General features: G+C 38.0%; 26 protein-coding genes. 25 read left to right on the top strand and 1 reads right to left on the bottom strand.

Going from position 1 to position 24,121, the window contains the following annotated elements; genetic code table 11:
* The first annotated feature begins 57 nt into the window (after positions 1-57).
* From IDJ76_RS16225 to gmhB, 17 genes are all read left to right on the top strand, one after another.
* Entirely contained in the window at positions 58-672 is a 615-nt protein-coding gene (locus IDJ76_RS16225) for a response regulator (RefSeq protein WP_191164431.1), read from the top strand.
* Positions 673-849: 177 nt separating this feature from the next.
* A complete protein-coding gene (locus IDJ76_RS16220) occupies positions 850-2,244 on the top strand; it encodes an exopolysaccharide biosynthesis polyprenyl glycosylphosphotransferase (protein WP_191164428.1) in 1,395 nt (464 codons plus the stop codon).
* 45 nt (positions 2,245-2,289) lie between these two features.
* Entirely contained in the window at positions 2,290-2,679 is a 390-nt protein-coding gene (locus IDJ76_RS16215) for a response regulator (protein WP_191164426.1), read from the top strand.
* Between the two features lie 66 nt (positions 2,680-2,745).
* Positions 2,746-3,519 carry a polysaccharide biosynthesis/export family protein gene (locus IDJ76_RS16210; RefSeq protein WP_191164424.1) on the top strand — a complete coding sequence of 258 codons (774 nt, stop codon included), beginning with the start codon at positions 2,746-2,748 and terminating at the stop codon, positions 3,517-3,519.
* Positions 3,520-3,521: 2 nt separating this feature from the next.
* Positions 3,522-5,876: a GumC family protein gene (locus IDJ76_RS16205; protein ID WP_191164422.1), complete on the top strand. Its 2,355-nt coding sequence runs from the start codon at positions 3,522-3,524 to the stop codon at positions 5,874-5,876.
* Between the two features lie 47 nt (positions 5,877-5,923).
* Positions 5,924-7,252: a flippase gene (locus tag IDJ76_RS16200; RefSeq protein ID WP_191164419.1), complete on the top strand. Its 1,329-nt coding sequence runs from the start codon at positions 5,924-5,926 to the stop codon at positions 7,250-7,252.
* 52 nt (positions 7,253-7,304) lie between these two features.
* Entirely contained in the window at positions 7,305-8,495 is a 1,191-nt protein-coding gene (locus IDJ76_RS16195) for a hypothetical protein (protein WP_191164417.1), read from the top strand.
* Positions 8,492-9,442: a glycosyltransferase family 2 protein gene (locus tag IDJ76_RS16190; RefSeq protein WP_191164415.1), complete on the top strand. Its 951-nt coding sequence runs from the start codon at positions 8,492-8,494 to the stop codon at positions 9,440-9,442. The genes IDJ76_RS16195 and IDJ76_RS16190 overlap by 4 nt, the downstream gene beginning before the upstream one ends.
* Positions 9,432-10,571 (top strand): glycosyltransferase, encoded by a 1,140-nt coding sequence (locus IDJ76_RS16185; protein WP_191164413.1) that lies wholly within the window; start codon positions 9,432-9,434, stop codon positions 10,569-10,571. Before IDJ76_RS16190 ends, IDJ76_RS16185 begins: the two co-directional genes overlap by 11 nt.
* A gap of 3 nt (positions 10,572-10,574) precedes the next feature.
* The gene (locus IDJ76_RS16180) at positions 10,575-11,795 is read left to right on the top strand and encodes a glycosyltransferase (protein WP_191164411.1); all 1,221 of its coding nucleotides are present in this window, start codon (positions 10,575-10,577) and stop codon (positions 11,793-11,795) included.
* On the top strand, positions 11,792-12,331 hold the full coding sequence (locus IDJ76_RS16175; protein ID WP_191164409.1) for a serine acetyltransferase: 540 nt from the start codon (positions 11,792-11,794) through the stop codon (positions 12,329-12,331). The genes IDJ76_RS16180 and IDJ76_RS16175 overlap by 4 nt, the downstream gene beginning before the upstream one ends.
* Entirely contained in the window at positions 12,331-13,392 is a 1,062-nt protein-coding gene (locus IDJ76_RS16170) for an acyltransferase family protein (protein ID WP_191164407.1), read from the top strand. The genes IDJ76_RS16175 and IDJ76_RS16170 overlap by 1 nt, the downstream gene beginning before the upstream one ends.
* Before the next feature lie 45 nt (positions 13,393-13,437).
* Entirely contained in the window at positions 13,438-14,556 is a 1,119-nt protein-coding gene (locus tag IDJ76_RS16165) for a glycosyltransferase (protein ID WP_191164405.1), read from the top strand.
* A gap of 9 nt (positions 14,557-14,565) precedes the next feature.
* A complete protein-coding gene (locus tag IDJ76_RS16160) occupies positions 14,566-15,594 on the top strand; it encodes a GHMP family kinase ATP-binding protein (protein WP_191164403.1) in 1,029 nt (342 codons plus the stop codon).
* 26 nt (positions 15,595-15,620) lie between these two features.
* Complete coding sequence (locus IDJ76_RS16155) at positions 15,621-16,211, top strand: D-sedoheptulose-7-phosphate isomerase (protein ID WP_191164401.1); 591 nt, start codon at positions 15,621-15,623, stop codon at positions 16,209-16,211.
* A complete protein-coding gene (locus tag IDJ76_RS16150; protein WP_191164399.1) occupies positions 16,211-16,891 on the top strand; it encodes a nucleotidyltransferase family protein in 681 nt (226 codons plus the stop codon). The genes IDJ76_RS16155 and IDJ76_RS16150 overlap by 1 nt, the downstream gene beginning before the upstream one ends.
* Positions 16,888-17,382: a D-glycero-beta-D-manno-heptose 1,7-bisphosphate 7-phosphatase gene (gene gmhB / locus IDJ76_RS16145; protein ID WP_191164397.1), complete on the top strand. Its 495-nt coding sequence runs from the start codon at positions 16,888-16,890 to the stop codon at positions 17,380-17,382. The genes IDJ76_RS16150 and gmhB overlap by 4 nt, the downstream gene beginning before the upstream one ends.
* Positions 17,383-17,434: 52 nt before the next feature.
* Here the strand turns inward: gmhB and IDJ76_RS16140 are convergent, their stop codons facing one another.
* Positions 17,435-18,652, bottom strand: a complete 1,218-nt coding sequence (locus tag IDJ76_RS16140) for a hypothetical protein (protein WP_191164396.1) — start codon at positions 18,650-18,652, stop codon at positions 17,435-17,437.
* A 203-nt stretch (positions 18,653-18,855) separates the two neighbouring features.
* Here IDJ76_RS16140 and IDJ76_RS16135 point away from each other — a divergent pair, with 203 nt between their 5' ends.
* The 8 genes from IDJ76_RS16135 (at position 18,856) to IDJ76_RS16100 (ending at position 24,111) form a co-directional block, all read left to right on the top strand.
* Positions 18,856-19,011, top strand: coding sequence for a hypothetical protein (locus tag IDJ76_RS16135; protein ID WP_191164394.1), 156 nt, complete (start codon positions 18,856-18,858; stop codon positions 19,009-19,011).
* Positions 19,012-19,186: 175 nt separating this feature from the next.
* Positions 19,187-20,050 (top strand): glycosyltransferase family protein, encoded by an 864-nt coding sequence (locus IDJ76_RS20860; RefSeq protein ID WP_224746361.1) that lies wholly within the window; start codon positions 19,187-19,189, stop codon positions 20,048-20,050.
* Positions 20,050-20,535, top strand: a complete 486-nt coding sequence (locus IDJ76_RS16125; RefSeq protein ID WP_191164392.1) for a glycosyltransferase — start codon at positions 20,050-20,052, stop codon at positions 20,533-20,535. The genes IDJ76_RS20860 and IDJ76_RS16125 overlap by 1 nt, the downstream gene beginning before the upstream one ends.
* A gap of 37 nt (positions 20,536-20,572) precedes the next feature.
* Entirely contained in the window at positions 20,573-20,971 is a 399-nt protein-coding gene (locus IDJ76_RS16120) for a hypothetical protein (RefSeq protein WP_191164390.1), read from the top strand.
* A gap of 145 nt (positions 20,972-21,116) precedes the next feature.
* A complete protein-coding gene (locus IDJ76_RS16115) occupies positions 21,117-22,265 on the top strand; it encodes an endo-1,4-beta-xylanase (protein WP_224746360.1) in 1,149 nt (382 codons plus the stop codon).
* Between the two features lie 660 nt (positions 22,266-22,925).
* The gene (locus tag IDJ76_RS16110) at positions 22,926-23,279 is read left to right on the top strand and encodes a plasmid mobilization protein (RefSeq protein ID WP_191164386.1); all 354 of its coding nucleotides are present in this window, start codon (positions 22,926-22,928) and stop codon (positions 23,277-23,279) included.
* A gap of 19 nt (positions 23,280-23,298) precedes the next feature.
* Complete coding sequence (locus IDJ76_RS16105; protein WP_191164384.1) at positions 23,299-23,763, top strand: relaxase/mobilization nuclease domain-containing protein; 465 nt, start codon at positions 23,299-23,301, stop codon at positions 23,761-23,763.
* Between the two features lie 162 nt (positions 23,764-23,925).
* Positions 23,926-24,111 carry a hypothetical protein gene (locus IDJ76_RS16100; RefSeq protein ID WP_191164382.1) on the top strand — a complete coding sequence of 62 codons (186 nt, stop codon included), beginning with the start codon at positions 23,926-23,928 and terminating at the stop codon, positions 24,109-24,111.
* Positions 24,112-24,121: the final 10 nt, after the last annotated feature.

Raw genomic sequence — 24,121 nt, 5'->3', positions numbered from 1 at the left:
ATTTATCTACATTTTAAGATTTATAATTTATATTTAAAAAATAGAACTTATAATTATATGATATCTGTTGCCATTATTGAAGATCATGACCAATATCGTAAATTATTAGTTGATATTATTTCCCAGAATTCCATTTTCCGAATTTCCGGAGATTATTCATCGGCAGAAGAAGCATTAATATCCCTTATTGCAAGCCCTCCTGATATCGCGATAGTTGATATCCAGTTAAAAAATCTTTCAGGGATTGAGTTAATCAAACAAGCCAGGCAGCGGGTGCCAAACACTTTGTTTTTGATGTGCACTGCTTTTCAGAATAACGAAAACGTTTTTAATGCATTACGAGCCGGTGCCAGTGGATATATCGTAAAAGGATCATCTGCCGATGAGATTCAAAGTGCCATTATTGAATTATATAATGGGGGTGCACCAATGAGCCCTTATATTGCTAAAAAAGTTATTAGTCTTCTGCATGGTAAAGAGGAAACCAACAATTATAACCTGACCGAACGGGAGTTGGAGGTGCTTTCTTTACTAAGTAAAGGGTTATTATATAAAGAAATTGCCGACCAGCTTCATATAACTTTAAATACAGTAAAAAATCACTGTAAAAACATCTACAAGCGCTTGCACGTACAAAACCGGGTTGAAGCACTTAATAAGTTTAATGCATAGATATTAAATTTCAAGTGTCTGATTTTAAGATACTTATAATCCTATTCCCTATAGCCCTATAGGGCTATTTTCTGGCATCTGTTTTAACCACACCTTTGTCATGTCAATAAAGTGAATCGTAAACTTTATGGCCCATGTAGCAATATGAAATTTTATACTTCTATACTTTAAGTTATAATGGAAACCCGGAACGTATTTATCTTAATCTTCCTGTTTTCGGTACTTGACCTGGTCGGTATCAATTGTTCGCATTTATTGGTATTGTATCTTTTAGGCAAAAGCGGGGATACAATTTCATTTAATTACGTTTTAATTATACTGCTTAATTTATCATGGTTTGCATCAGCTTACTTAATAAAATTATATAGGACAAAAAATGTCCAAAGCATGGGCACAATATTATTTAAAAGCATTCTTACTTTTTGTTTCCAAATTCTATGTATAGGAATTATATCCGCTATTTTTAAAAGTTTGGTGATTGATCAGAAGATTGTTTTTTACAGCCTGATAGGAGAGTTTTGCGCTCTTGCACAAGTGAGGGTGTTTATGTTTATAACTGAAAAAAGTTTTCAAAATCTGCAAAATTACAAAAGGAAGATAGCAATAGTTGGTAACACCGAACTTAGTAACAAAGTGGCGCAATACTTTATTAAAAACAAGGTGGCCTTTAATTTGATCGGGCATTTTAAGGACGATAATAAAATTGCGGATATCGCTTTCGGTTCAAAAGGCGGCATAAAAAACACGATAAACTTTGCTATTGAAAACCATGTTGATGAAGTATATACAATGTTGTCATCAGCAGATGACCCTGCCTTGGCCTCTTTAATTGAAAAGGCAGACCAGCATTGTGTTAAACTTAGGTTTATCGCAAGTTTTGCTGAACTGGAGAAACTGGATGGTTCACAGTATCATTTGAGCAGTTTTTGTAATGGCGTCCCCATTTTAACAACTGGGCCCGAGCCGCTTAATTCGATACGGAACCGCATCATTAAAAGATTATTTGATATAGGATTTAGTTTTTTCGTTATAGCTTTTATTCTTTCGTGGCTTGTTCCATTGTTAGCTATTATCATTAAAAGCGAATCAAAGGGGCCGGTTTTCTTTAAACAGTTACGCTCGGGTAAAAACAACAAGCCCTTCTATTGCTACAAGTTCAGGAGCATGAAATTAAACGAAAGTTCAAACTATTTGCAAGCTGCTAAAAACGACGCTCGAGTTACCAAAGTTGGCGCAATTTTAAGGAAAACAAGTGTGGATGAATTGCCACAGTTTCTTAATGTATTACTTGGGGATATGAGTGTAGTTGGACCTCGCCCTCATATGCTTTCGCATACAGATCAATATCGGTTAATTATTGAGCGCTATATGGCGAGACTATTTTTTAAACCGGGCATAACTGGTTGGGCGCAAGTAAACGGGCATCGCGGAGAAACAACAGACAAATTGCAAATGAAACATAGAGTAGAACATGACATTTGGTACATAGAAAATTGGTCTATCAGGAAAGACATCGGGATAGTATACAAAACCTTTCTGAATGTTATTCATACAGACGTAAATGCTTATTAAAATAGATGAACAACGTGTTCATAAACTACTGCTTAGATTGACCATGTGCAAAAATTAATCATAATAGATGACGACCCCTTTTTTCATTTTATAATAGAAAAGATCATGAACCGCCATACAGACAATACGACGGTGACTTACAGCTACGATGGTATGTCGGTAATTAATCACTTGAAAGAGAATTTGGGTGATGAGTCCATGCTGCCCGACTATATTTTCGTTGATCTTAATATGCCATTATTTAATGGGTTTGATTTTGTGAAACTTTATGAAGAATTGAGCTCGTCTATCTATAAAACAATAAAAATTTATATCGTTTCGTCATCCATCAACCCCAGGATTATAAGAGAGGTTTTGAATTACCCATTTATCTCTAATTATATCACCAAACCAATGACAAAGAAGATATTAGAAGGGATCTTAAATATCTCCTAACGTAACATCCGGTCGTACAAGCAATGGCCGGGATCATTATATACATCACCATAAAAACAATTACCAATGTTAAAATACTCCCGAATTCTGATTTGCACATTAATAAGTGCTGTTGCGCTCTGCTCATGCGGATCGTATAAAAATATCCCTTATTACCAAGATCTTAACAGAACTGGCTCAACTGATACCGAAGTTCAAAATTATGTGCCATTGACTATACAGCGCGCTGATATTTTAGGAATAAATGTTAGCAGCAAAAGCCCGGAGTCGAGCGTGTTATTTAATTATCGCGTTAACGGCAATAGCGGGGATAACGCACCAGACAACCCTATAACCGGTTTTTTGGTTGATGAGAATGGCGAGGTGCATTTGCCACTTGTTGGCGACATGAAAGTACTCGGTTTAACAACCAGTCAGTTTCGTAAACAACTGAATGATAAGATGCTTACTTTTTATAAAGAAGCTGTTGTGAGTGTGCGTGTGCTTAACTTTAGAGTTGCCGTTTCCGGAGATGTGCAACGCCCAGGTATCTATAACGTTCAAAACGAACGCATCACCGTTACGCAGGCGTTAACACTGGCTGGCGATTTAAATATCACCGCCATACGTAATATTGTGCTGATACGTGAACAGGACGGAAAACGGAAATTCATTCCACTTGACCTGACGTCTAAAAAAATATTCGACTCGCCTTACTACTATTTAAGAAACAACGATGAAATTTATGTGCAGCCTGATCGTACCAAGTACGCAACTGTAGATAGGGGGTACCGTACAGCAACATTGATACTTTCAGGCCTTTCAATTATTGCTATTGTGCTATCAAATTTATACAGGTAACCATGATAGGACAATCAACAGATACAATCACCAATCCGGCAAATGTTAAAACAGATAAACCGGTTAGCTGGGTTGCGGTATTTAATACTTACGCTTACCACTGGCCACTATTTATTATTGGTATTTTAATGGCAGGGGCAGTTGCATTCGCGTATCTCCGTACGGTTAAGCCTGCATATGAAGTGAAAGCGACTTTATTGATCAAGAACGAAAAAAAATCGTCTGATCAGCAATCAACCAGTCACGATATTGATCTTTTAAGTACGCCGCGTATAATTGAGAATGAGATCGAAATTCTTGGTTCAAAACAATTGATCAGCCAGGTAGTAAATGATTTGCAATTATGGACTACTTATCAAAAACGAGATGGTTTATCATGGATTGATGTTTACAAAGCGAGCCCGGTAAAATTGACGTTGTTACAGAAGGGAACAGTCCTGCCTGGGCAGCTTACCATCAAAATAAAAGATCAAAAAACGTTCTTATTAATTACTAAAGATGGCGCTCCTCAAGAATTCTTTTACAATAAAGCTTATACAAGCGGATTTGGAAAATGGCAATTAGCGCCAACGGCAACACTTCGGCAAAATATCGGTGCGACTATTAAATTGACAATTTCCGATCCGGATGTTACAGCATTAGGGTATCAACAATCGATATCGTCGAGCTTGCCGAATAAACTGGCTACAGTTGTTGAATTATCCCTAACCGACGAAGTGCCGCAACGGGCTAAGGAAGTGCTGGATAATTTAATATTTAATTATAACCTGGCCGACGCTACAGAACGCGACCAGGATGCTAAAAAAACAATCGACAGCATAGATAAATCAATCGAATTATTGGGTGGCCAGGTTACAAAGGAAGAGAAAGGGATAGAATCTTACAAAAGCAGTAGAGGCTTAACGGATTTAACAGCAGCATCGCTAACAAGCCAGCAACAGCGCCAGGATAATACGAAAGACCTTAATAATGTTAACGTGCAACTGGGTGTTGTAGAAGGCATAGAAAGCTATGTAAATTCCGCAAAAAACTCAGGTCCGCCGTCTACCAATGGTATTGATGATCCTACCCTCATAAAATCGATTGACAGGCTTTACGAACTGCAATCAAAAAGAGATGTTTTACTGGAAACCCTACCGCAAACCAATCCGGATGTAAGGGATGCCAATCTTTTAATCCAGAAAACACAGGGTGTAATAAAAAAGAACATAGACAATTACAAAGAAACCTTAAAAAGTAAAAGGAACGGGCTGCAGTCTGTTAATAATAATATCGAATCGGTTATTAAACAGATTCCAACCCAAGAGCGCCAATTTGGAAACTTAACCAGAAACCAGGCGGGTAAAGAAAATATTCTTAGCTTCTTACTTCAAAAAAGGGAAGAGTTCCGACTGAGTTTTGCGGCTAAGATCAAAAGTGATCGTATTGTCGATCCGGCTTATGTTGCTTCTGTAAAAACTAAAAAATCTGTTGTGTATGCATTGGCTTTACTTTTAGGAATGGGAATCCCAGCAGGGTTGATTTTCTCCAGGAATAAATTAAACGCGGGTATAACCACGTCAGAAGATATTACAAATTCTGTAAACGTTCCTGTAATTGGTGAATTACCTTTTGACGCTACTCAAAGCACCATCGAAAATAACGTTAATACCAATGCGGTGAGCGAACAATTCCGGATACTGCGCACTAAACTTCGCTATTTGGCAAAGGATACCGGTGAAGCACGGGTTACTTTACTAACATCAAGTATAGCAGCCGAAGGGAAGAGTTATGTAAGCAGGAACCTTGCGGCAGCATTGGCGTTTGCCAGCCGCAAAACTGTAATACTGGAGTTAGACCTTCGTAAACCCAAAATTGCCGAAGCATTTAAACTTAGTAAAGGCCGTTTAGGAATAAGTGATTATTTGATAGGAGGGGTGGCTTTAGAACAGATCATCCAACCATCAGGTATAGATAATGGCCTTGACATTATCAGTAGCGGGTCAGTGGTTAATAACCCGTCAGAGTTGTTAGAAAAAGATAACCTGGGCGAGTTAATTAACCGGTTAAAAACCTTATACGACGATATCATCATAGATAGCCCTCCGATAAAACTGGTTGCCGATGCGATGATTCTATCCAGACTGGCAGACACCACGCTCTATGTTGTACGGCAGGGCTTTACCAAAAAAGCCGACCTCAATGCCATCAAAAATCTGTTTAATCAAAAAAGTGAGCTTAATATCCACATCGTTTTTAATGGGATACATCGCCTTAAATACGGTTATGGCGACAATTACAATAACGACTACTATAGCTCAACTAATGGGTCAAAATCTAAGCCGTCTATATTCAGCAACTTTTCTGAGAGGCTATAGCTAAGACTTTAGCTTAATTAAACGTCACCGAAAATTAAATAATCAAATTGAGTAAATCAATAAAGCAATTAACCAAAAACCTGTTTTCGCTAACATTAGTGCAAATAGCTACATACGTATTGCCGTTAATTTCCGTGCCCATTGTTTCGAGGATCATAGGGCCGGAAAAGTATGGCACCATTAATTTTGCAGTTGCTTATGTTGCTTATTTTACGTTGCTTATAAGTTACAGTTTTGATTTTTCGGCTACTCGCAAAATATCAAAAGATCCGGATAACGCAGAAAACAGGAATAAGGTTTTTAGTGAGGTTTTTTACACCCAATGTCTGCTGTTTGTTTTATCTACCATCACATTTGTTATTTTACTTTACATGGTAACCCAGCTTCGGGAAAACAAAACCGTAGTGATATTTTCCTACCTACTTTGCGTAAGTACCCTATTTACTCAAAACTGGTTGTTCCAGGCCATGCAAGATCTGTCTAAGGTAGCCTTATTCAATCTAATAAGTAAGGTTTTGTTTACCGTCGCCATTTTGATAGTGGTGCGCAAAAATCAGGACTACATTTGGCAGCCTTTGATAATTAGTATAGTACAGGCTGTGATTGCAATTTGGTCTTTTAGCTGGGCTTTTAAAAAGTACAATATCAAATTAATAAAGCTACCGCTATCCAGATGCTGGGAGGTTTTGAAAGAAGAGCGGATCATATTCTTCTCGCTCGTGTTTGTAAATCTCTATTCAAGCACCAATACAGTAATATTGGGCTTATTTCAAAACGCTACTCAGGTTGGTTATTACACCGCTGCACAGCGGCTTATAATAATTGCACAATCTGTTTTAGCTATGCCTTTAGCCCAGGCTTTTTATCCGTTTATTGGTAAGGCATTTGGCGAAAGCCGGGAGCAGGGGCTGCGTGTTGCACAAAAGCTCATTCCACTTATTATAGTGTTTTTGGGTTTCGCCACAATCGCCATGTTTGTTTTAGGCCCCTGGGTAATAAGGATATTTTATGGTCACCGGTTCGAAGAAGCTATTCCTGCTTTTCAGATACTAACTATAGTTCCTTTGCTATTCTCGCTAAACAATGTATTGGGTATTCAGATCATGCTGAATCTTGGTATGGACAAATACTTTTTTAAGATTACGGCCTGTGCCGGCGTATTGAGCATTTTATTGAATTTTTTAATCATCAAACGCTACGGCTACATGGGTACAACGGTTAACTGGCTGATAACTGAAATTTTTTGTTTCGGAAGTATGTACTTCGTGTTGTACAGGCAAGGCTTAAACCCAATCAATGTTCAATATTTTAAATTATCGGCCATGAAGGAGTATCTCAATCCCATTAAAAATAAAATACTACGGTCAAAAGGATAAAAAATCGATTTAATATAAAGTATAATAAACGCTATGAAAAATAGCTGGAAAAATGAACAAAAGTACAATTTTCTTATTCCTGCTGGTGATCTTTTCTTTAAAGATCTTTGATGCTACCATTGCTGCAACAGGGGTATTAAAAGCGTTGTGCTATGCATTTATGTTTGTGGGTATCGCTATATCGCTTCCGCATTTTTTTAAATTTAAAGGGGGCTTTGTACTGGCAGTACAGTTAATTTCTGTTTCGGTGCTTATATCAGTGTTTATGGCTCAGTACACATGGGGCCAAGGCTTATCAAACAGCCCAACAACTATCCCGTATGCAATTGGGTTCGTTTTCTTTTTCCTGATGAGTGTTCGTGTCCCGATCAAGACAGTTGAAAATATTGTAATGATATACGGGGTAATTTATATCCTGCTTTTTCTTTTTCAATTTACGCATTCTGGTACAGTTTATTTTGGCCGTGCGCAAGAGTTTAAGTTAGACCGTGGGATAGTCCGCGTTAACTTTCCGGGTGCCGGGGTGTTTTTTCTGGCCTGTTTCATAGCTATTAACCGGGTGACCAGTTTGGCAAACAACTATAAATATTTGTATCTGCTATTTGCACTGGTGGCCGTGGTGATTATTATTTTACAGGTTACACGCCAGGAAATTTTTGTAATGCTTTTAGTTTACCTGATCCACTTTTTAAGAAGCGTTAAGCTGCCTTATAAATTAGCCGTTATAGCACTTTTTACCTTGGGTGGTTATTTGTTTATCCATTCAAACAATACGGTGAGCAAAGGTTTGGGCGAACAGCAAAAACAAGATGCATCATACGGAAAGGATTATATCAGGATTCTTGCTGCCGATTATTATCTCACCCAATTTACGCCCAACGGTATAAGCAAAATATTGGGTAACGGTTTTGCCAACGATACATCAAATTATGGCAAATCTTTAATAGCGCTGGGTGACAGGTATGGTTATTTTTTAACAGACGTGGGGATAGTTGAGGTGTATATTTCGTTCGGGATATTTGCCATAATTGGTTATGTTTTAATATTCGTTAAAAGCTTTACCATCCCCGTTCCTTCAGATTATTACTATCTAAAGTATTATTTGTGGATGATCATGTTAACTTGTTTGACATCCGATTTCCTGATCTCTTATTACTTTTTGATCACAACTGTTTTGGTGCTGTATTGCTACCAGGTAATTTATGAACAAAACAAACTAAAATTATCTACAAACCAATCATGAAGTATACAATAGGCATACCGGCATACAAGGTTACATTTTTAAAGGAATGTATTCAAAGTATTTTAGATCAGACTTGCAGGGATTTTGAGGTGGTAGTGGTGAACGATGCATCGCCAGAGGATATTGATAGTGTTGTAAAAAGTTTTAATACGCAACGTATAAGATATTATACCAATGAAAAGAATTTTGGGGCTGAAAACGTGGTCGACAATTGGAATAAATGCCTTTCATATGCGAAGGGTGATTTTTTTATATTAATGGGCGATGATGATAAGATGGCCCCGGATTATTTGGAGGAGTTTGACTCCTTAATCGAAAAGTATCCTAAATGCGGCGTATATCATTGCCGCACGGTAATCATTGATGAAAACTCAAACGCGGTACAACTTACTGATCCGCGACCGGAGTTTGAAAGTGTGTACGATACCATATTGCAAAGAATAGAGGAAAAGCGGCTGTTTTTTATATCTGACTATGTTTACCGAACATCTACGTTAAGAGCAAATAATGGCTTCTTTAAACTGCCTCTTGCCTGGGGATCAGACGATATATCATGCTATATCGCTGCCACCAAAAACGGTATAGCACATACCAATAAACCTGTATTTATGTACAGGCGTAACTCACAAACCATATCTACTGGTGGTAACATTTATTTAAAAATGGATGGTGCATTGGCTGAAGAAAAATGGCTGTTGGAGTTTGTTGAAACAGAACCAGAAAATACCTCGGATAAGATACTGCGACAAAGTATCATGCGAATCATACGGCTGTATTCGCAAAAAAAGAAAATAAGAACAATTTACGCGTCCGAACAATTGCACCCCCTTTCACTAATAGCAAAATGGTTTAAGCGCAGAAAACAATATGGACTGTCGATAGATGAATTAATGTATGCCGCCCTGATGAGAATCAAGGAAAGCAGGAAAGGAAAATATGAACAATAATACACCCACAAAGCCTAAAGTTACTTGGGTAACCCCGGATCATTTTTTAGACACAGACTTTAATCCCGATCTTTTTAAGGGGTTATTACAGCATTTTGATATACACTGGATAGTAATGTTCCCAAGTAAGAATGCAAGATTTAGCGAATCAGATTTGGATGATATAGAAAAACTTCCAGGACTTACTATCGAATTTATTTATTGGACAAGCAGGGCCCGGAGCATAAAAACTTTGCTGTTTTATGAAAAGGTTTACAGGAGCATCAAAGCGTCAAAGCCAGACCTTACTTATTTCAATTACGTGCCTACAAACCCTTTCATATTACCCTTGTACTGGCGAATTAATCAGGAAAAAACAATTGTAACTGCGCATGACGGCAACGTTAAGTCGAGTTTTAAGATGCCAATGCTTTCGGCTATGGTATTTAAACTTGCCTTTAACGCTGCAAAATATGTAAACATGTTTTCGCCTACGCAGGCAGCATTATTCAGCGCTTCATTTAAAGATGCGAGAATCTTTATTATTCTACTTGGCTTAAAGGATTTTGGTGTAAGCAGACTTGAAAAACGTACAGATAGTATCGTGTTCTTTTTCTTTGGCTCAATTAATTCCAACAAAAATGTCGGCCTGTTGATAAGGGCGGCCTGCAACCTTTATGACAAAGGGGTTAGGGGTTTCAAAATTTCCATTAACGGCTTTTGTAACGATTGGGATAAATATGCATCGCAAATTAAATATCCTGAATTGTTTGAGCTTGATATCCGGATGATAAAAAATTCAGAGATAGCCGACCTTTTTGCAAAAAACCATTATGCTGTATTTCCTTACAACGAAATGTCGCAAAGTGGCGCAATTAAGGTTGCTTTTAACTACAATTCACCGTTAATAACATCCGATTTGCAGGGCTTTACAGATGAGGTTAAAAATGGGCTGAATGGCTACGTATTTAAATCTGAAGACGTAAATGACCTTGAAAGGGTTATTACGGAGCGAATAACTCATCACGATAGTGAATATGCTTTAATGCGGGATCAAATAAAACGCTACAATCAGGTAAATTATTCAATTGAAGCTTTAACAGGCAAATATCGACAGATGTTTCAAAATGTAATTTCTGCAAATAAATAACGAATGAGTATATCCGGCAATAAAAATATATTATTCTTCCAAAACTCTATTCTCCCGGCAAACGGGGGGGTGCCACGTGTTTCGGATATCATATCCAAAGAACTTATCCGCAGGGGATACAAATGCTATTTCGTTTTTTACGACAAAGATAACAATCTGTACGCCAGTGACTGTAAGTTAAAAGTTGATTTTAAGGGTAACTATCAAAAGCTTGAGATGGATATTATGCGATTCGCAAAGGAAAAGCAAATAGATGTGTTTTTATGCCAAAACACCTATTATAATCCCTTTATAAAGGTATTTAAACAGCTTCGTAAAGTTTACCCCTTCAAGCCTTTTCTCTGTTTTTTACATGCCTCACCAGATTACTGGCAATTCTCTTTTAAAGAAAAGATCGATTTTTCGTCGGGCAGTTTTCTGAAAAATGCTATCAAAAAGATTGCTAAAAAAATAGTATTCATCTTTCGTAACCCATATTTAAAAACAACAACTGCTCTTTATGACCTGTGCGACAAATTTATTTTGCTGTCCGATTCCTTTCATGAATCATTTTTAGAGATCTACCAAAAAGAAAAAAAAGATAACAAATTGTTAACCATTCCCAATCCTCTAACTTTTGATAAATATCTGTTAATGGAAGAGATAAGTGCTAAACAAAAAATAGTATTGATCATAAGCCGCCTTGAAGAAAGCCAAAAGAAAATTCTTAGCGCTCTTAGGGTTTGGAAGCTGCTGCCTAAATCAACCCGCAATAGCTGGAAATTAATGATTGTTGGTTCAGGACCAGACGAGGCGGCTTATAAAAATTATGCTAAAGAGCATAATCTTCATGACGTTTGTTTTACGGGCCAGCAGGTTGATGTAATTAAGTATTATCAGCAGTCGTCTATATTCCTGATGACCTCCATTTGGGAAGGGCTGCCAATGTCGCTTTTGGAAGCGCAGCAAAATGGAGTGGTGCCTGTTGTATTTGATAATTTTTCATCGGTTTACGATGTTGTTTCGGATGGTGATAGCGGATACATTATCAAACAAAATAATGTGATGGAATTTCGGGATAAACTTTGCGAACTAATGGAAAACGAAGGTCTGAGAAGGCAAATGGCTTTAAATTCAATTAAAAGTAGCAAAGGTTATCATGTATCTAATATCGTAGATCAATGGGAGCGGTTGTTAAGCAGTAAATATGCCGATGTGAAGGCTATCAATCCAATAGCGAAATGAGTTTTATAAAATTCATATTGCAGGACTGGCAGTCCAACCGGGGGAATGTTAAGGGCCGCGTGTTTATGCTGTTGTTTAGGATAGCGAATTTCTGTTCAACCCGCCGCATGTATTTCTATCTGGGATGCCTTTACATCATTTTTTACAAAATATTTATTCAATGGCTTTTTACGCTTGAGGTACCCTGGAATATTACAGCCGGTAAAGGGTTGGTAATATTTCACGGACAGGCATTGATTATTAATAAGGATGTAGTCATCGGCCGCAATTGTACTATTAGGCATTGTACAACAATTGGTACTAAGCAGAAGTCAGACGGGTCTGTAACTCACGCCCCGGTTATCGGCAATAATGTGGATGTTGGGAATAACGTTTGCATTATTGGCCCAATCCATATTGGCGACAATGTTAAAATCGGCTCCGGCTCAGTTGTCGTTAAGGATATTGCAGCGGATTGTATCGTTGCAGGTAATCCTGCAATTGTAAAAGGCAATTCAAACCGCTTATTAAAAGATTCAACTATAAATATCAGGTAATGGTAAGGGAGTTTAAAATAAATAATTTTGATTTGCTGAGGCTGTTTGCTGCGCTTGAAGTAGTGCTGTTACACTCGTTTCCACACTTGCATCTTCCGTATCCTGCTTTTTTACGGGTGATTTTGAATTTCCCCGGTATAACAATGTTTTTTGTAATGAGCGGGTTTCTGATCTCTGCATCTTTAGAAAGAAATCATGACATCGTCGTTTATTTCAAAAACAGAGCATTCAGGATTTTCCCCGCTTTGTGGACATGTATTGTATTAACCATAATCGTAATCGCCCTTGTCACAAACATCAGCTTTTTTAACATCAAGGCCGTGTATTGGTTTTTTGCTCAACTTGTTGGGTTAATTTATACACCTGAATTTTTGAAAGGTTTTGGTTTCCGATCATATAACGGGAGTTTGTGGACTATTCCGTTAGAGCTTCAGTTTTATGTCGTATTGCCAATTTTATATTTTATTGTCAATAGGGTATCATCCAAACAAAGCATACGCACCGTTATTATCATAATAAGCTGCGCTTTGTTTTGTTTTATAACCTACTTTTTAAAAGTGCATTACGATGCCGATAATTTTAATTACAATAATATCCCTAAACCATTACGGTATTCATTTATTCCTAATATTTACTTGTTTCTCTTCGGGGTCGTGCTACAGCGGTTAGAGATTTACAAGTCAAAATGGGTGTATGGGAAAGGAGCATTCTGGCTGATGGCTTATTTATGTGTTAGTTATTTAGTTCCAACTTCCAATACAACTTACATTTTCAAGCTTTTATGCCTGGGTGTTACTACTATTTCACTGGCCTACACGCTGCCTACGTTGTCGAATAAAATTTTTAAGGGTAACGACATTTCTTACGGCGTGTATATCTATCATGGTTTGGTTTTAGGGGTGATTGTGCAGTTTCAATTATTTGGAAATGCACTTTACATCCCCGTCATTTTAGCCACGACTATTGCACTTGCCACTTTATCCTGGGTGTTTATTGAGAAGCCTATTATGAAAAGTAAAAAGAAAACTATCCATCATTTAAAAACGATCGAAAACACCTAATATATTCTGGTCATCGATATCGATGTTAAAACGAATCTTAAAATTATGTTATTAAAACAAGTGATTATTATCGGCCCCAGTGTAGAGCGTACTAAAGGCGGGATGGCTTCAGTAATACAAGGCCTAACAGAAAGTAATGCTGATGCTTATGGCTATCAGCTAACCCATTATACATCTCATGTGGAAGGGAACGCTATTGAAAAATTATCGTTTTTCTTTACCTGTTTATTTAAATTATTATTCAAACGCAACATCGCCCTGGTACACATACACACTGCTTGTGATGCCAGCTTTTACCGAAAAGCGATTTTTGCATCAATATGCCACAAAAAAGGGGTGCCGGTAATAATGCACATTCACGGTGCCGATTTTGATACTTTTTATAGTAACGCACATAAGGCTATACAGCGTATTATACGACGGTCGCTAAAAAGGTGTAATAAAGTAATTGTGTTATCTGCATATTGGAAAAAGTTTTTTGAAGAAACTATATGCCTGAATAATGTCGTGGTACTTTTTAATGCGGTAAATGTTGACGCTTTTAAAAGTTGCAGCGTTATACCTTACAATATAGGGGCTTTTCTATTTCTGGGGAGATTAGGAGAACGAAAAGGAATTTACGATTTGGTTAAAGCAATTGACATCCTTGTCCACCAGGAAAATATGCAGCATCTACAGTTTTACTTTGCAGGTGATGGCGAGGTAGATGAGGTGAAAAAACTGATAACTCAGCTTAATCTTGACCAATATATCGACGTTTTAGGATGGGTTGGGGAGGATCAGAAAAAAGAAGTTTTGCTTAAAGCTGATACCGTGGTTTTGCCATCTTATAACGAAGGCCTCCCCGTAGCACTGTTGGAGGCAATGGCCGCAGGGAAGGTGATTTTGAGTACTGCGGTCGGTGGCATACCAGATTTAGTGACTGAGCAAGTCAATGGTTTTTTAATAACTCCTGGTGATATAAACAGTTTAGTGACTACAATTAAACATATTTATCATTCACCCGGCCAAATGGAGTTAATTTCTAAAAACAACGTAAAGAAAATACGGAACGAATACAGCTCGGTAAAAATCAATCAACAGCTATTCCAGCTTTATAACGACACATTATTGGCGGGAAATAAATCATTACCTGCGCAACTGCAAAATCAATCACAATCTTAAATAAGTTAGATGATCATTAGAAGTAAAGCACCGTTAAGATTAGGCCTTGCCGGTGGCGGGAGCGATGTATCCCCGTATAGCGACCTGTATGGCGGGTTGATATTAAATGCGACGGTAAACATGTTTGTTTATTGCACCATTGATGTTGGCTTAGATGATAGAATATATTTTAACGCACCGGATATAGAACACACCGTTCAATACGACTCTGCATTGGTGCTCCCGATGGATGGAAAACTTGATATCTTAAAAGGAGTTTATAACAGAATTATAAAAGATTACGATATAAAAGCCCCTTTGAGTTTTACAATGACCACCTACTCCGACGCGCCTCCAGGCAGTGGTTTAGGTTCATCATCTACACTTGTGGTTGCTGTTGTAAAGGCTTTTGTAGAATGGCTTAATTTACCTTTAGGCGAATACGAAATTGGCCATTTAGCTTACGAGATAGAACGAAATGATTTGGGCTTGACAGGTGGTAAACAAGATCAATATGCCGCAGCCTTTGGTGGCTTTAATTTTATGGAATTCCATCAGGATAGGGTAATTGTAAATCCGTTGCGTGTTAAACGCTGGATTGTTGATGAATTAGAATCGTCGCTTATTTTATATTATACAGGTGCTTCAAGGTCGTCTGCAAGTATAATAGACGAACAAAAACGGAATACGTCTTCTGGTAACCTTGTAGCGATAGAAGCTATGCATCAGATAAAGCAAAGCTCATCTGACATGAAAGAGGCGATACTGAAAGGAGATATCCCTATGCTGTCGAGAATTTTGGCACATGCATGGGACAACAAAAAAAAAATGGCCAGTTCAATTTCTAACGACGATATAGACAGCGTTTTTAAAGTTGCTTTAGAAGCAGGTGCTTACACAGGTAAAGTTTCAGGTGCCGGCGGCGGCGGTTTTATCATGTTCCTGGTAAACCCCGTTAAAAAGGTACAGGTTGTATCGGCATTGAACGCGCTGAATGGACGAGTTGTCCTATTTCAATTTAGCGAAGGCGGATGCCACGGATGGAAGATTTACAATTAAATTACAAACTCATTAATATTGAAGCTATGGATAATAAAATAATTGCGCAGATTTCGTCGTCAATTGCAGCTAAGGAGATTTTATTGGCTGATAAAGAGCAACTAAATTTAATAAAAGAAGCGGCCCAGATGGTTGTAAACGCCTACCAAATGGGTAATAAAACTTTGTTGGCAGGTAACGGCGGCAGCGCGGCTGATGCCCAACATATAGCCGGCGAATTTGTAAGTAGGTTTTATTTCGACAGGCCAGGCTTATCTTCGATAGCTTTAACTACAGATACTTCTGTTATAACAGCGATTGGCAATGATTACGGTTACGAAAAACTCTTTTCTCGCCAGGTACAGGCTATCGGCAATACCGGTGATGTTTTTATCGGGATTTCGACTTCAGGTAACTCACCGAATATTATAGCCGCATTATTAGAATGCAAAAGTAAAGGTCTTAAAACCATCGGACTAACTGGCGACAGGGGGGGAGAGATGACCAATTTATGCGATATTTGTATAGAAGTTCCGTCGTCTGAAACGCCAAGGATACAGGAAGCACATATTCTTATTGGCCATATAATTTGTTTCCTTGTAGAAGAAGAGATCTTTGGAGCACTAAAACCCGAATAATGGAAGTAATTATTTTAGCAGGGGGCATGGGTACACGTTTACGGGAGGTTGTTGCAGATGTTCCGAAACCAATGGCCCCAATAAAAGGAAAGCCGTTTTTAGATTATTTGCTTAACTGGGTGTTAGAGTATGAAGTAACTAAGCTGGTTTTTGCAGTAGGTTATAAAGCCGAAATTATTAAGGGTCATTTTGGAAATGTTTTCCACGGAATACCTGTTTTTTATTCGGAAGAAACAGAACCATTGGGAACTGGCGGTGCAATAGTCAAGGCACTTAATTTTATTGAAGGCGAGAACGCTATGATTATTAATGGTGATACCTATTTCCCAATTAATCTTGATTGGTTTAATATGTTTCACCAAACATCCGGACGCGCCCTTTCAATAGCATTAAAAGAAATGAAAGATTTTGACAGGTATGGCACGGTGCTTTTAGCCGGTGATACAGTAACAGGTTTCAAAGAAAAGATGCCGCTTGAAACAGGGCTGATAAACGGTGGAATTTATTCGCTGAATAAAGCTTTTATACAAAGCATGATTTTACCTGCCGTGTTTTCATTTGAGCAGGCTATTTTAGAGCAGCAATCTTTAACAGGAAATTTAAAAGCAGTAGCTTTCACCAATGTTTTCATAGATATTGGCATCCCTACCGATTATAAAAAAGCTTGCGAGGAATTATGAAAAAGGCCCTCTTTTTAGATCGGGACGGTGTGATTAATATTGATAAAAACTATGTATACAAAATAAGCGACTTTGAATTTGTAGATGGTATTTTTGATCTGTGCAGAAAATTTCAAAATGATGGCTACCTTATCATTGTTATAACTAATCAAGCGGGAATAGCGCGAGGATATTACACCACCAATGATTTTAAAAAATTAACTGCCTGGATGACAGAGCAGTTTAAAGTCGAGGGCGTTATGATTGATAATGTATACTTCTGCCCTCATCATCCCGATTTTAATATCGGTTGTGATTGCCGAAAACCTAACCCCGGTATGATATTAGATGCTGTAAGGGATTTTGATATCGATCTGTCTTTAAGTTTGCTTATCGGCGATAAACAAAGTGACCTGGATGCGGGAAGTAACGCCGGCATTAAAAAGCTTATTCTGACTAAAAAAGATCAATCATTAAGAACCCTGGAGTATAACGGCGTTAAATTGCTTTAACTATATTTCAGATAATGGAAAAGATTTTAAGGCTGCAAAAGCTCAGTTGATATTATTGGTGGCCGCTTGCTGATGTGGCAGTGTGATTGAAGATTTCACCATTATTTTTTCTGATAAAAAGTGAAGTTGCCGTTTTGGATGTTATGCTGATGTTTTTAATCCCCGCACCAGACATGGTCAAATTGTAGCTATTAGCGGGTTTATAACTCTGTCTGTCTACTACCGGGATTGTCGCTTTGTCGTCCTCAATATAAAGGTTAAAGTCGTTTCCGCCGGTGAAAGCGGTATTTGTAATTGCCGTGCCACCCGCCGCAGGCAAAAGATATCCGCTTAAAAACTTGTTCCATCTTGCTTCTCCGGCAATAGTTGAACCATCAAGGTAAATTGGCTGCGGTACCCCCTCAATGTCAACAAAAGTAAATGTGCATTGCTTTGCGCCACTTAACCAAATCCCCCTGTAAGCAATTGAACATTCGTAATTGGCGAAAGTAATTAAATTAGGAAATTTTTGACCGCGACTATTGCTGCTTTTAAGATAGAGGCCTGCATATGGAATTTTTTTGCTGCTTACCGCTCTGATAAATCCAAAATGACTGTTGCCATAGTTGGTAGTACTGCTTGTATTTTCAATCATGATGCTGTGGTTATTATTATTTATAGCAGTTAGATGGGAAACATTCATGTCGAAAAAGTTTTTACCGTAAAAGGCCGGGCTGGTCCGTGAATTGGATTGGATAAATATATTATCTATACTGCCGCCCCACACAGAAATTTCAGAATTACCGGAATCGTCTAATAGCAATCCGGCATTTGACTCAATTCCGGCATAGATATAAAGATCACGTAGCACAATACAGGCTTTATTTTTTATTACAACAGCATTCTTCCCTTTTGTATTTTGGATTATCCGCGCGGATAGCCCGTTACCACAAATTATAATTTGCTTATTCGGTGGTAGGTCATTGTCCCAGCCCGTAATTGTCAACTCATCAGTCAATATATAGTCGCCCGGCCCAATGAAAATACTTCCGCCGACGGTTCTTGAAATCGCATTAATAGCAGTTTGCAAAACAGTATAAGCATCCCTGCCCTTTAATAACGATAATCCGCTTCCGTCGCGTGGATATGCAGTTATACTTTCACGGTTGTTTTCGATGACATAATCATAAACTTGCACAGGTTTTGATTGAGAGAATAATTCAGATGCGCAACAAATACTTAAGCAAAATAGCAATGAACAAAATTTTTGAAATCTACTTTTAGTTAACATGAAGATGCGGATTGTAAAAAAGTGTTATTTTAAGACAGTATTATGCTAGGCTGTAAATTTTTAAAGCCTAGGTGTTCCGTAAGTTGTTATAAGCTGATAAAAAAATATGCTATATTTGTATCTTAACTAATGGGTAACCTGTATTCAATTTTTTTAACCTAATTAATGTAACCATGCGCTTTCCATTTTCGTATAAACTACATATGAAAAGAGCCCGCGCTGTATTGTTTAGAGAAGGTACGCAGAATTTGGATATTAGCGATGAATCTAAAGCTGTTGCTACTAAAACGTTAGTAACATTAATTTTGGCCAATTTGTTTTGCGCGTTGCTTTTATATATTATCTATCTGGTTTTTTAACCGATATCATTTTTTAATTGATCTCACAATCTTAGGTTCAAAAAATTAATTAGCTTCTTTACAATTTTTTGATCTCAATGTTTTACATCAAACTGTAGCCCTATAGGGCTATTGATGTTTTAGTGTATTAACCACACTTTCGTATCGATCTAATATTATTTAAAGATCGATATCTATGGAATCAAAGCAAATCATTTTTTTACGCTCAATTCTCAGTTTGAGCGATATGCTTGTGCTTAATATGTGTTTATTTGTAGGCAATTACCTTTCCAATAAATACGGTTCTCAAAATTACGCCGACTTATATATCCAAACCTTGTTACCTGCTAATGCACTTTGGGTTTTAGTAACAAGTGTGTTTAGAGTTTATGGCGAATATACTATTTACAAACTTTCTGATATAAATAAAGCAACATGGCGTAGCATTTTATTGTACGCAATATTAATTGAATTGTATATTAAAATTACAACGCCGCACACCTTTCCAAGTAATTTTGTGTACGTGTTTTTCGGACTCGTCGCACTATCTTTTTTGATTAGCAGATATTCGTTTTCTGTAATAGAAAAACTCATGACAATCAATTTCAGCAAGCGCACGGCATCTGTGTTAGCGATTGCTTCTATTGGCGGCCATTGGATTGAACTGCAAAGGTTAACCCCTTTATTCAAGGATCATGATGTAACCTTTATATCAAATAAGAGTTTTTTAGATAGTAAAGTAAACGGAAGCAAATATTACAATGTACCTGATGCAAATAAAGATCAAAAGTTTAATCTGATTAAATGCTTTTGCATGGTATTTGTCCGTGTAGCTGTACTTAGGCCGGGCGTTATTATTACAACAGGCGCCGCGCCAGGCTTGATGGGTATCGTTATAGGGAGAATATTTGGAGCGAAGACAATTTGGATAGATAGCATAGCTAACGTAGAAAAGTTATCCTTAAGTGGCCGTATCGCCACTAAAATTGCTGACAGAGTTTACACACAATGGTCACATCTTTCTACCGGAAAGATCGTTTATAGCGGCAACTTACTATAATGGTTTTTGTAACAGCCGGAACACAACTACCTTTTGATCGTTTGGTTAACGTTGTTGATCAGATTGCAGCGCAGTATCCCGATACAATATTCGTAGTGCAAGCTTTAAAGTCGGCAGTGCAAACCAATCACATACAATTGGTTGATTTTCTATCTCCCCGTGATTTTGATAAGCATTTTTCTAATGCAAAGCTAATCATAAGCCACGCGGGCATGGGGACAATTATATCAGCCCTGGTCAAGAAAAAGCCTATAATAGTTATGCCCCGGCTCGTTAAGTTTAATGAACATAGGAATGACCACCAACTTGGCACAGCAAAGCAAATGGACATAGATGGCTATGTTCATGTAGCCTACGATGAACAGGAATTAATTGCGCAGTTCAAAAGCATGTGGCCGGATAAGTTGATAATCCGAAAAACAATTGCTAATGAGGCATCTAAAGAATTTATTCAGGATCTCGACCATTATATCAAGTCCCAATAGAACCTATCTTTTATAAATATTTATATAAACATTAATTATGAAAAAAACATTGACCCTAATTCTTTTGGCATCTGCTTGTCTTTGGAGTTGTAAAAAAGACAAGCAACAAATCAATGATCAGGAAAACTCTGACAAAGCCAACGGCGTATTCAGAATTGTAAGTAACGCAACTGCAAAATATAATCTTAATATTTTAGAAGTTTCTAGTTTGGGGCTACCTGACACAATACAAAACATAACCACCAATAGCGTTTCGAATTTTATATTTGGCTTCAGTCCACGCGTAGGGAGTAGGATAATTATTAGAGCAACCGCGCCTAACGCTACCAACTTAAATATTACTCTTGGCTACAAAGCTGTAAGACTTGGCCTTGATTCAGTAAAACGAGTTGGAAATGGCCTGGCTGCAGATTTTCAGTATACTATAAAAGATTGATTAAAATTTATATCATCTAATAATTTATTAAAATTATACCCCTCGGTTAATTCCAGAGGGGTTTTTGGCGTAATATAATTTGAAATAACACAACATCCCAATTTATCGCCCCGTATACAACCAAACATTTAAATGGTTTGATGTTATGGGGAGATTTTTAAAATTTTTTGGATTTTTTTTATTCCTAATAGGTTTATTATTGTTTGGAAGTAGTTGTATTAAAAAAGACCCTTTTATAATTCCAACGACGCGGTTTACAGAAACCACTAACCCCACTCCAACTGCTGTAACTCCAACATTAAGAAACTCGGCATCATTTCCGGTGGGGACTGCTGTCGACGATTCGCCGATGAATACCAACAAAACCTACTCAACAATTTTAGGCAATGAGTTTAGCAGCATTACGCCAGAGAGTGCAATGAAATTTGACCGGGTGGAGTGGAAGCAAAATAATTTTGATTTTTCAGCTGGAGATGCAATGGTTGATTTTGCGCTATCACACAATCAACGGGTGCACGGGCATACGCTCGTATGGCAGCACGCACTACCAAACTGGGTTAAAAGTTTTTCGGGCGATTCAACTGCCTGGGAAGGGATATTTAAAAATCATATCACTGCAATGGTTTCCCACTACAAGGGTAAGGTTAAATCATGGGATGTGGTTAACGAAGCTATCGACGATAATGATGGTTCGCTTACAGATAAAGACAAATATGGCCCCGGCACCGGAAGTTTATGGCGACAACACTTAGGGGCCAATTATATCGTTAGGGCGTTTAAATATGCTCATGAAGCGGACCCGGCATCTTTATTATTTTATAACGATTATGGTAACGATAATGGCGGATGGAACGATGCCAAAATAAAATCTGTAATATCTATTGTAAACAGCGTAAAAAATGCTGGCGGCACTATTTCCGGAATCGGCATTCAAATGCATATCAATCTAACTACCGATAATAAAAACATTAAAGAATCTCTTAGACAGTTTGCTGCAACAGGCTTATTGATTCACATATCTGAACTGGATATTTCCGTAAATCCATCAAATAACCCCTTGTTCGTTTTTTCAGAAAACTTTAAAACGTTACAAGCAGAAAAATACCAATTTCTTGCAAAAACATATAGAGAAGTGGTCCCGAAAGTACAACAATTTGGTATAACAACCTGGCAGTTCAGCGACGCTTACAGCGAAGCAACATTGTCTGGAAAAAATGATTTTAGACTGCTTTTTGATATGAATTATCAGAAGAAAGCCGCCTACGATAGTTATTTAAAAGGGTTGATGAATTAGTATTGTCATTATAAATGCCATGAAATCCAATTCAACTAGGATTGCAAAGATTGATTATGCTACAACGGGGACAATTCAGCCGGAACGATTCCTCCATCAATGTTGGCCTCAAATTAAAGGACTACACCACTGACGCACAATAATAATGCGAAATAGCACATTTTTTGATGATGAATCAAAAACAAAAAACCCTTTAAATCAACGATTTAAAGGGTTTTGATAATTATTGATAGTTGATTTGGCGGAGAGATAGGGTTTTGAACCCCAGGACTTGTTACATTCAACAGTTTTCAAGACTGCCGCAATCGATCATACTGCCAGCTCGCGATAGAGAAAGTAAATATCTTCTTTAATTGCCAATTTATAAAAGCAAGACTTTATTCATTATAGCTTTAACTTTTTTAATCCAATTCAACGTCGATTCTAATTGATATTGAATCCCTAAATAGTCTAAAGCAAGTTATGTTTTGGTTATACCAAAACGACTTGCCTTCGGGTTCGCTATGCTCATGATTGCTACCTCACTCCGTTCCGCAGACACTTAAAAACAATGGGAAAGTATTGTGCGAATTTTCATTCGCCCATATTTATGTTTCTGTACTACCGAAATGCTTGTCATAAAAGATTTTCCCTAACCCGCAGTTTTGCTTACGAATCAAAATGAGCAAAATGGCCCGGCCTAAAAAAGAGAAAGAACAGAAGCTATCAAAAGTATTGGTAGTTCGCCTGACCGAAGGCGAGTTAAAGCAATTGGAACAACTCAGTATCATGTGCAGCCAGCATGTTTCCGTGTTGGTCCGGAATCGTCTTTTCTCGGGCAACTACCCTAAAGCTGTAACTCCGAAAATCACTGTCCAATTATACGCGGAACTCAACCGTATCGGCGTAAACCTGAATCAACTGACCAGGCAGGTGAACTCCGGCAAACTAGCGGTAGGATTGCTACAGGTATTGATTGCACTCTTTGCCCAGCAGCAAACCATCATTCAACATTTATTAGATTATCGCTGTTGAAAAGTTCGGATCAAACTTTATGGGTGCGTTAGCTTATAATCTAAAAAAGTTGAACCACCCGGATAGGAAGCAGCGGGCGGAGTTATTAGCCACCAGCTTCATTTCCATATTGCCGGGCGATATAAAGAAAGAGGTAGAACTGATCAGGCAGCTGCGGCCGGCATTGGGCAAATATGTCTGGCACACCAGCCTCAACTTTTCTAATGACGAGAAACCATCTAACCTGACTAATGCGAATTTACTGGACATTGCTTTTGACTATATGAAAGCCATGGGTTACGATGATAACCAGTACCTGATCGTACGGCATCATGATGCAGACCACCCGCATGTTCACTTACTGGTTAACCGCATCAGGTATGACGGCAGTGTGGTATCAGACAGCAATAATTACCGTAAAAGCCTTTCGGTATTGAGGAGTTTGGAAGAACAATATAACCTGGTATCATTAGCGCAGGATAACAGCGGAACCTTGCAGCAGTAGAACTTTATAACCCGCGAGCCGGGTAACGACATAACAGCCGAACTTTACAGCAAGAGAACAACAGAGCAGCGTAACCGTGCAACCCAACGGTCACTGACTAAGAACGAGATTGAAAAAACTGTCCGTACAGGTATCCCTTCTGACAAAAGCCTTTTACAGGCTTTGCTTGAGCCGATCATCTACGAGAGAAAACTCACCTTACAGGAGTTTATCAGCCGCAGCGAGCAAGCGGGTATATCACTTCTCTTTAACCAGGCCAGCACCGGCAGGATAAGCGGGATAACTTATTTTATCAATGACTTTAAGATCAAAGGGCAGGCATTAGGTAACCGGTTTAAATGGGCGTAGCTGATCAAAT

Source organism: Mucilaginibacter glaciei, from assembly GCF_014773245.1.
Lineage (GTDB): Bacteria > Bacteroidota > Bacteroidia > Sphingobacteriales > Sphingobacteriaceae > Mucilaginibacter > Mucilaginibacter glaciei.
The sequence above is the reverse complement of the archived record's forward strand: the minus strand, read 5'-3'. Positions and strand labels throughout refer to the sequence as shown.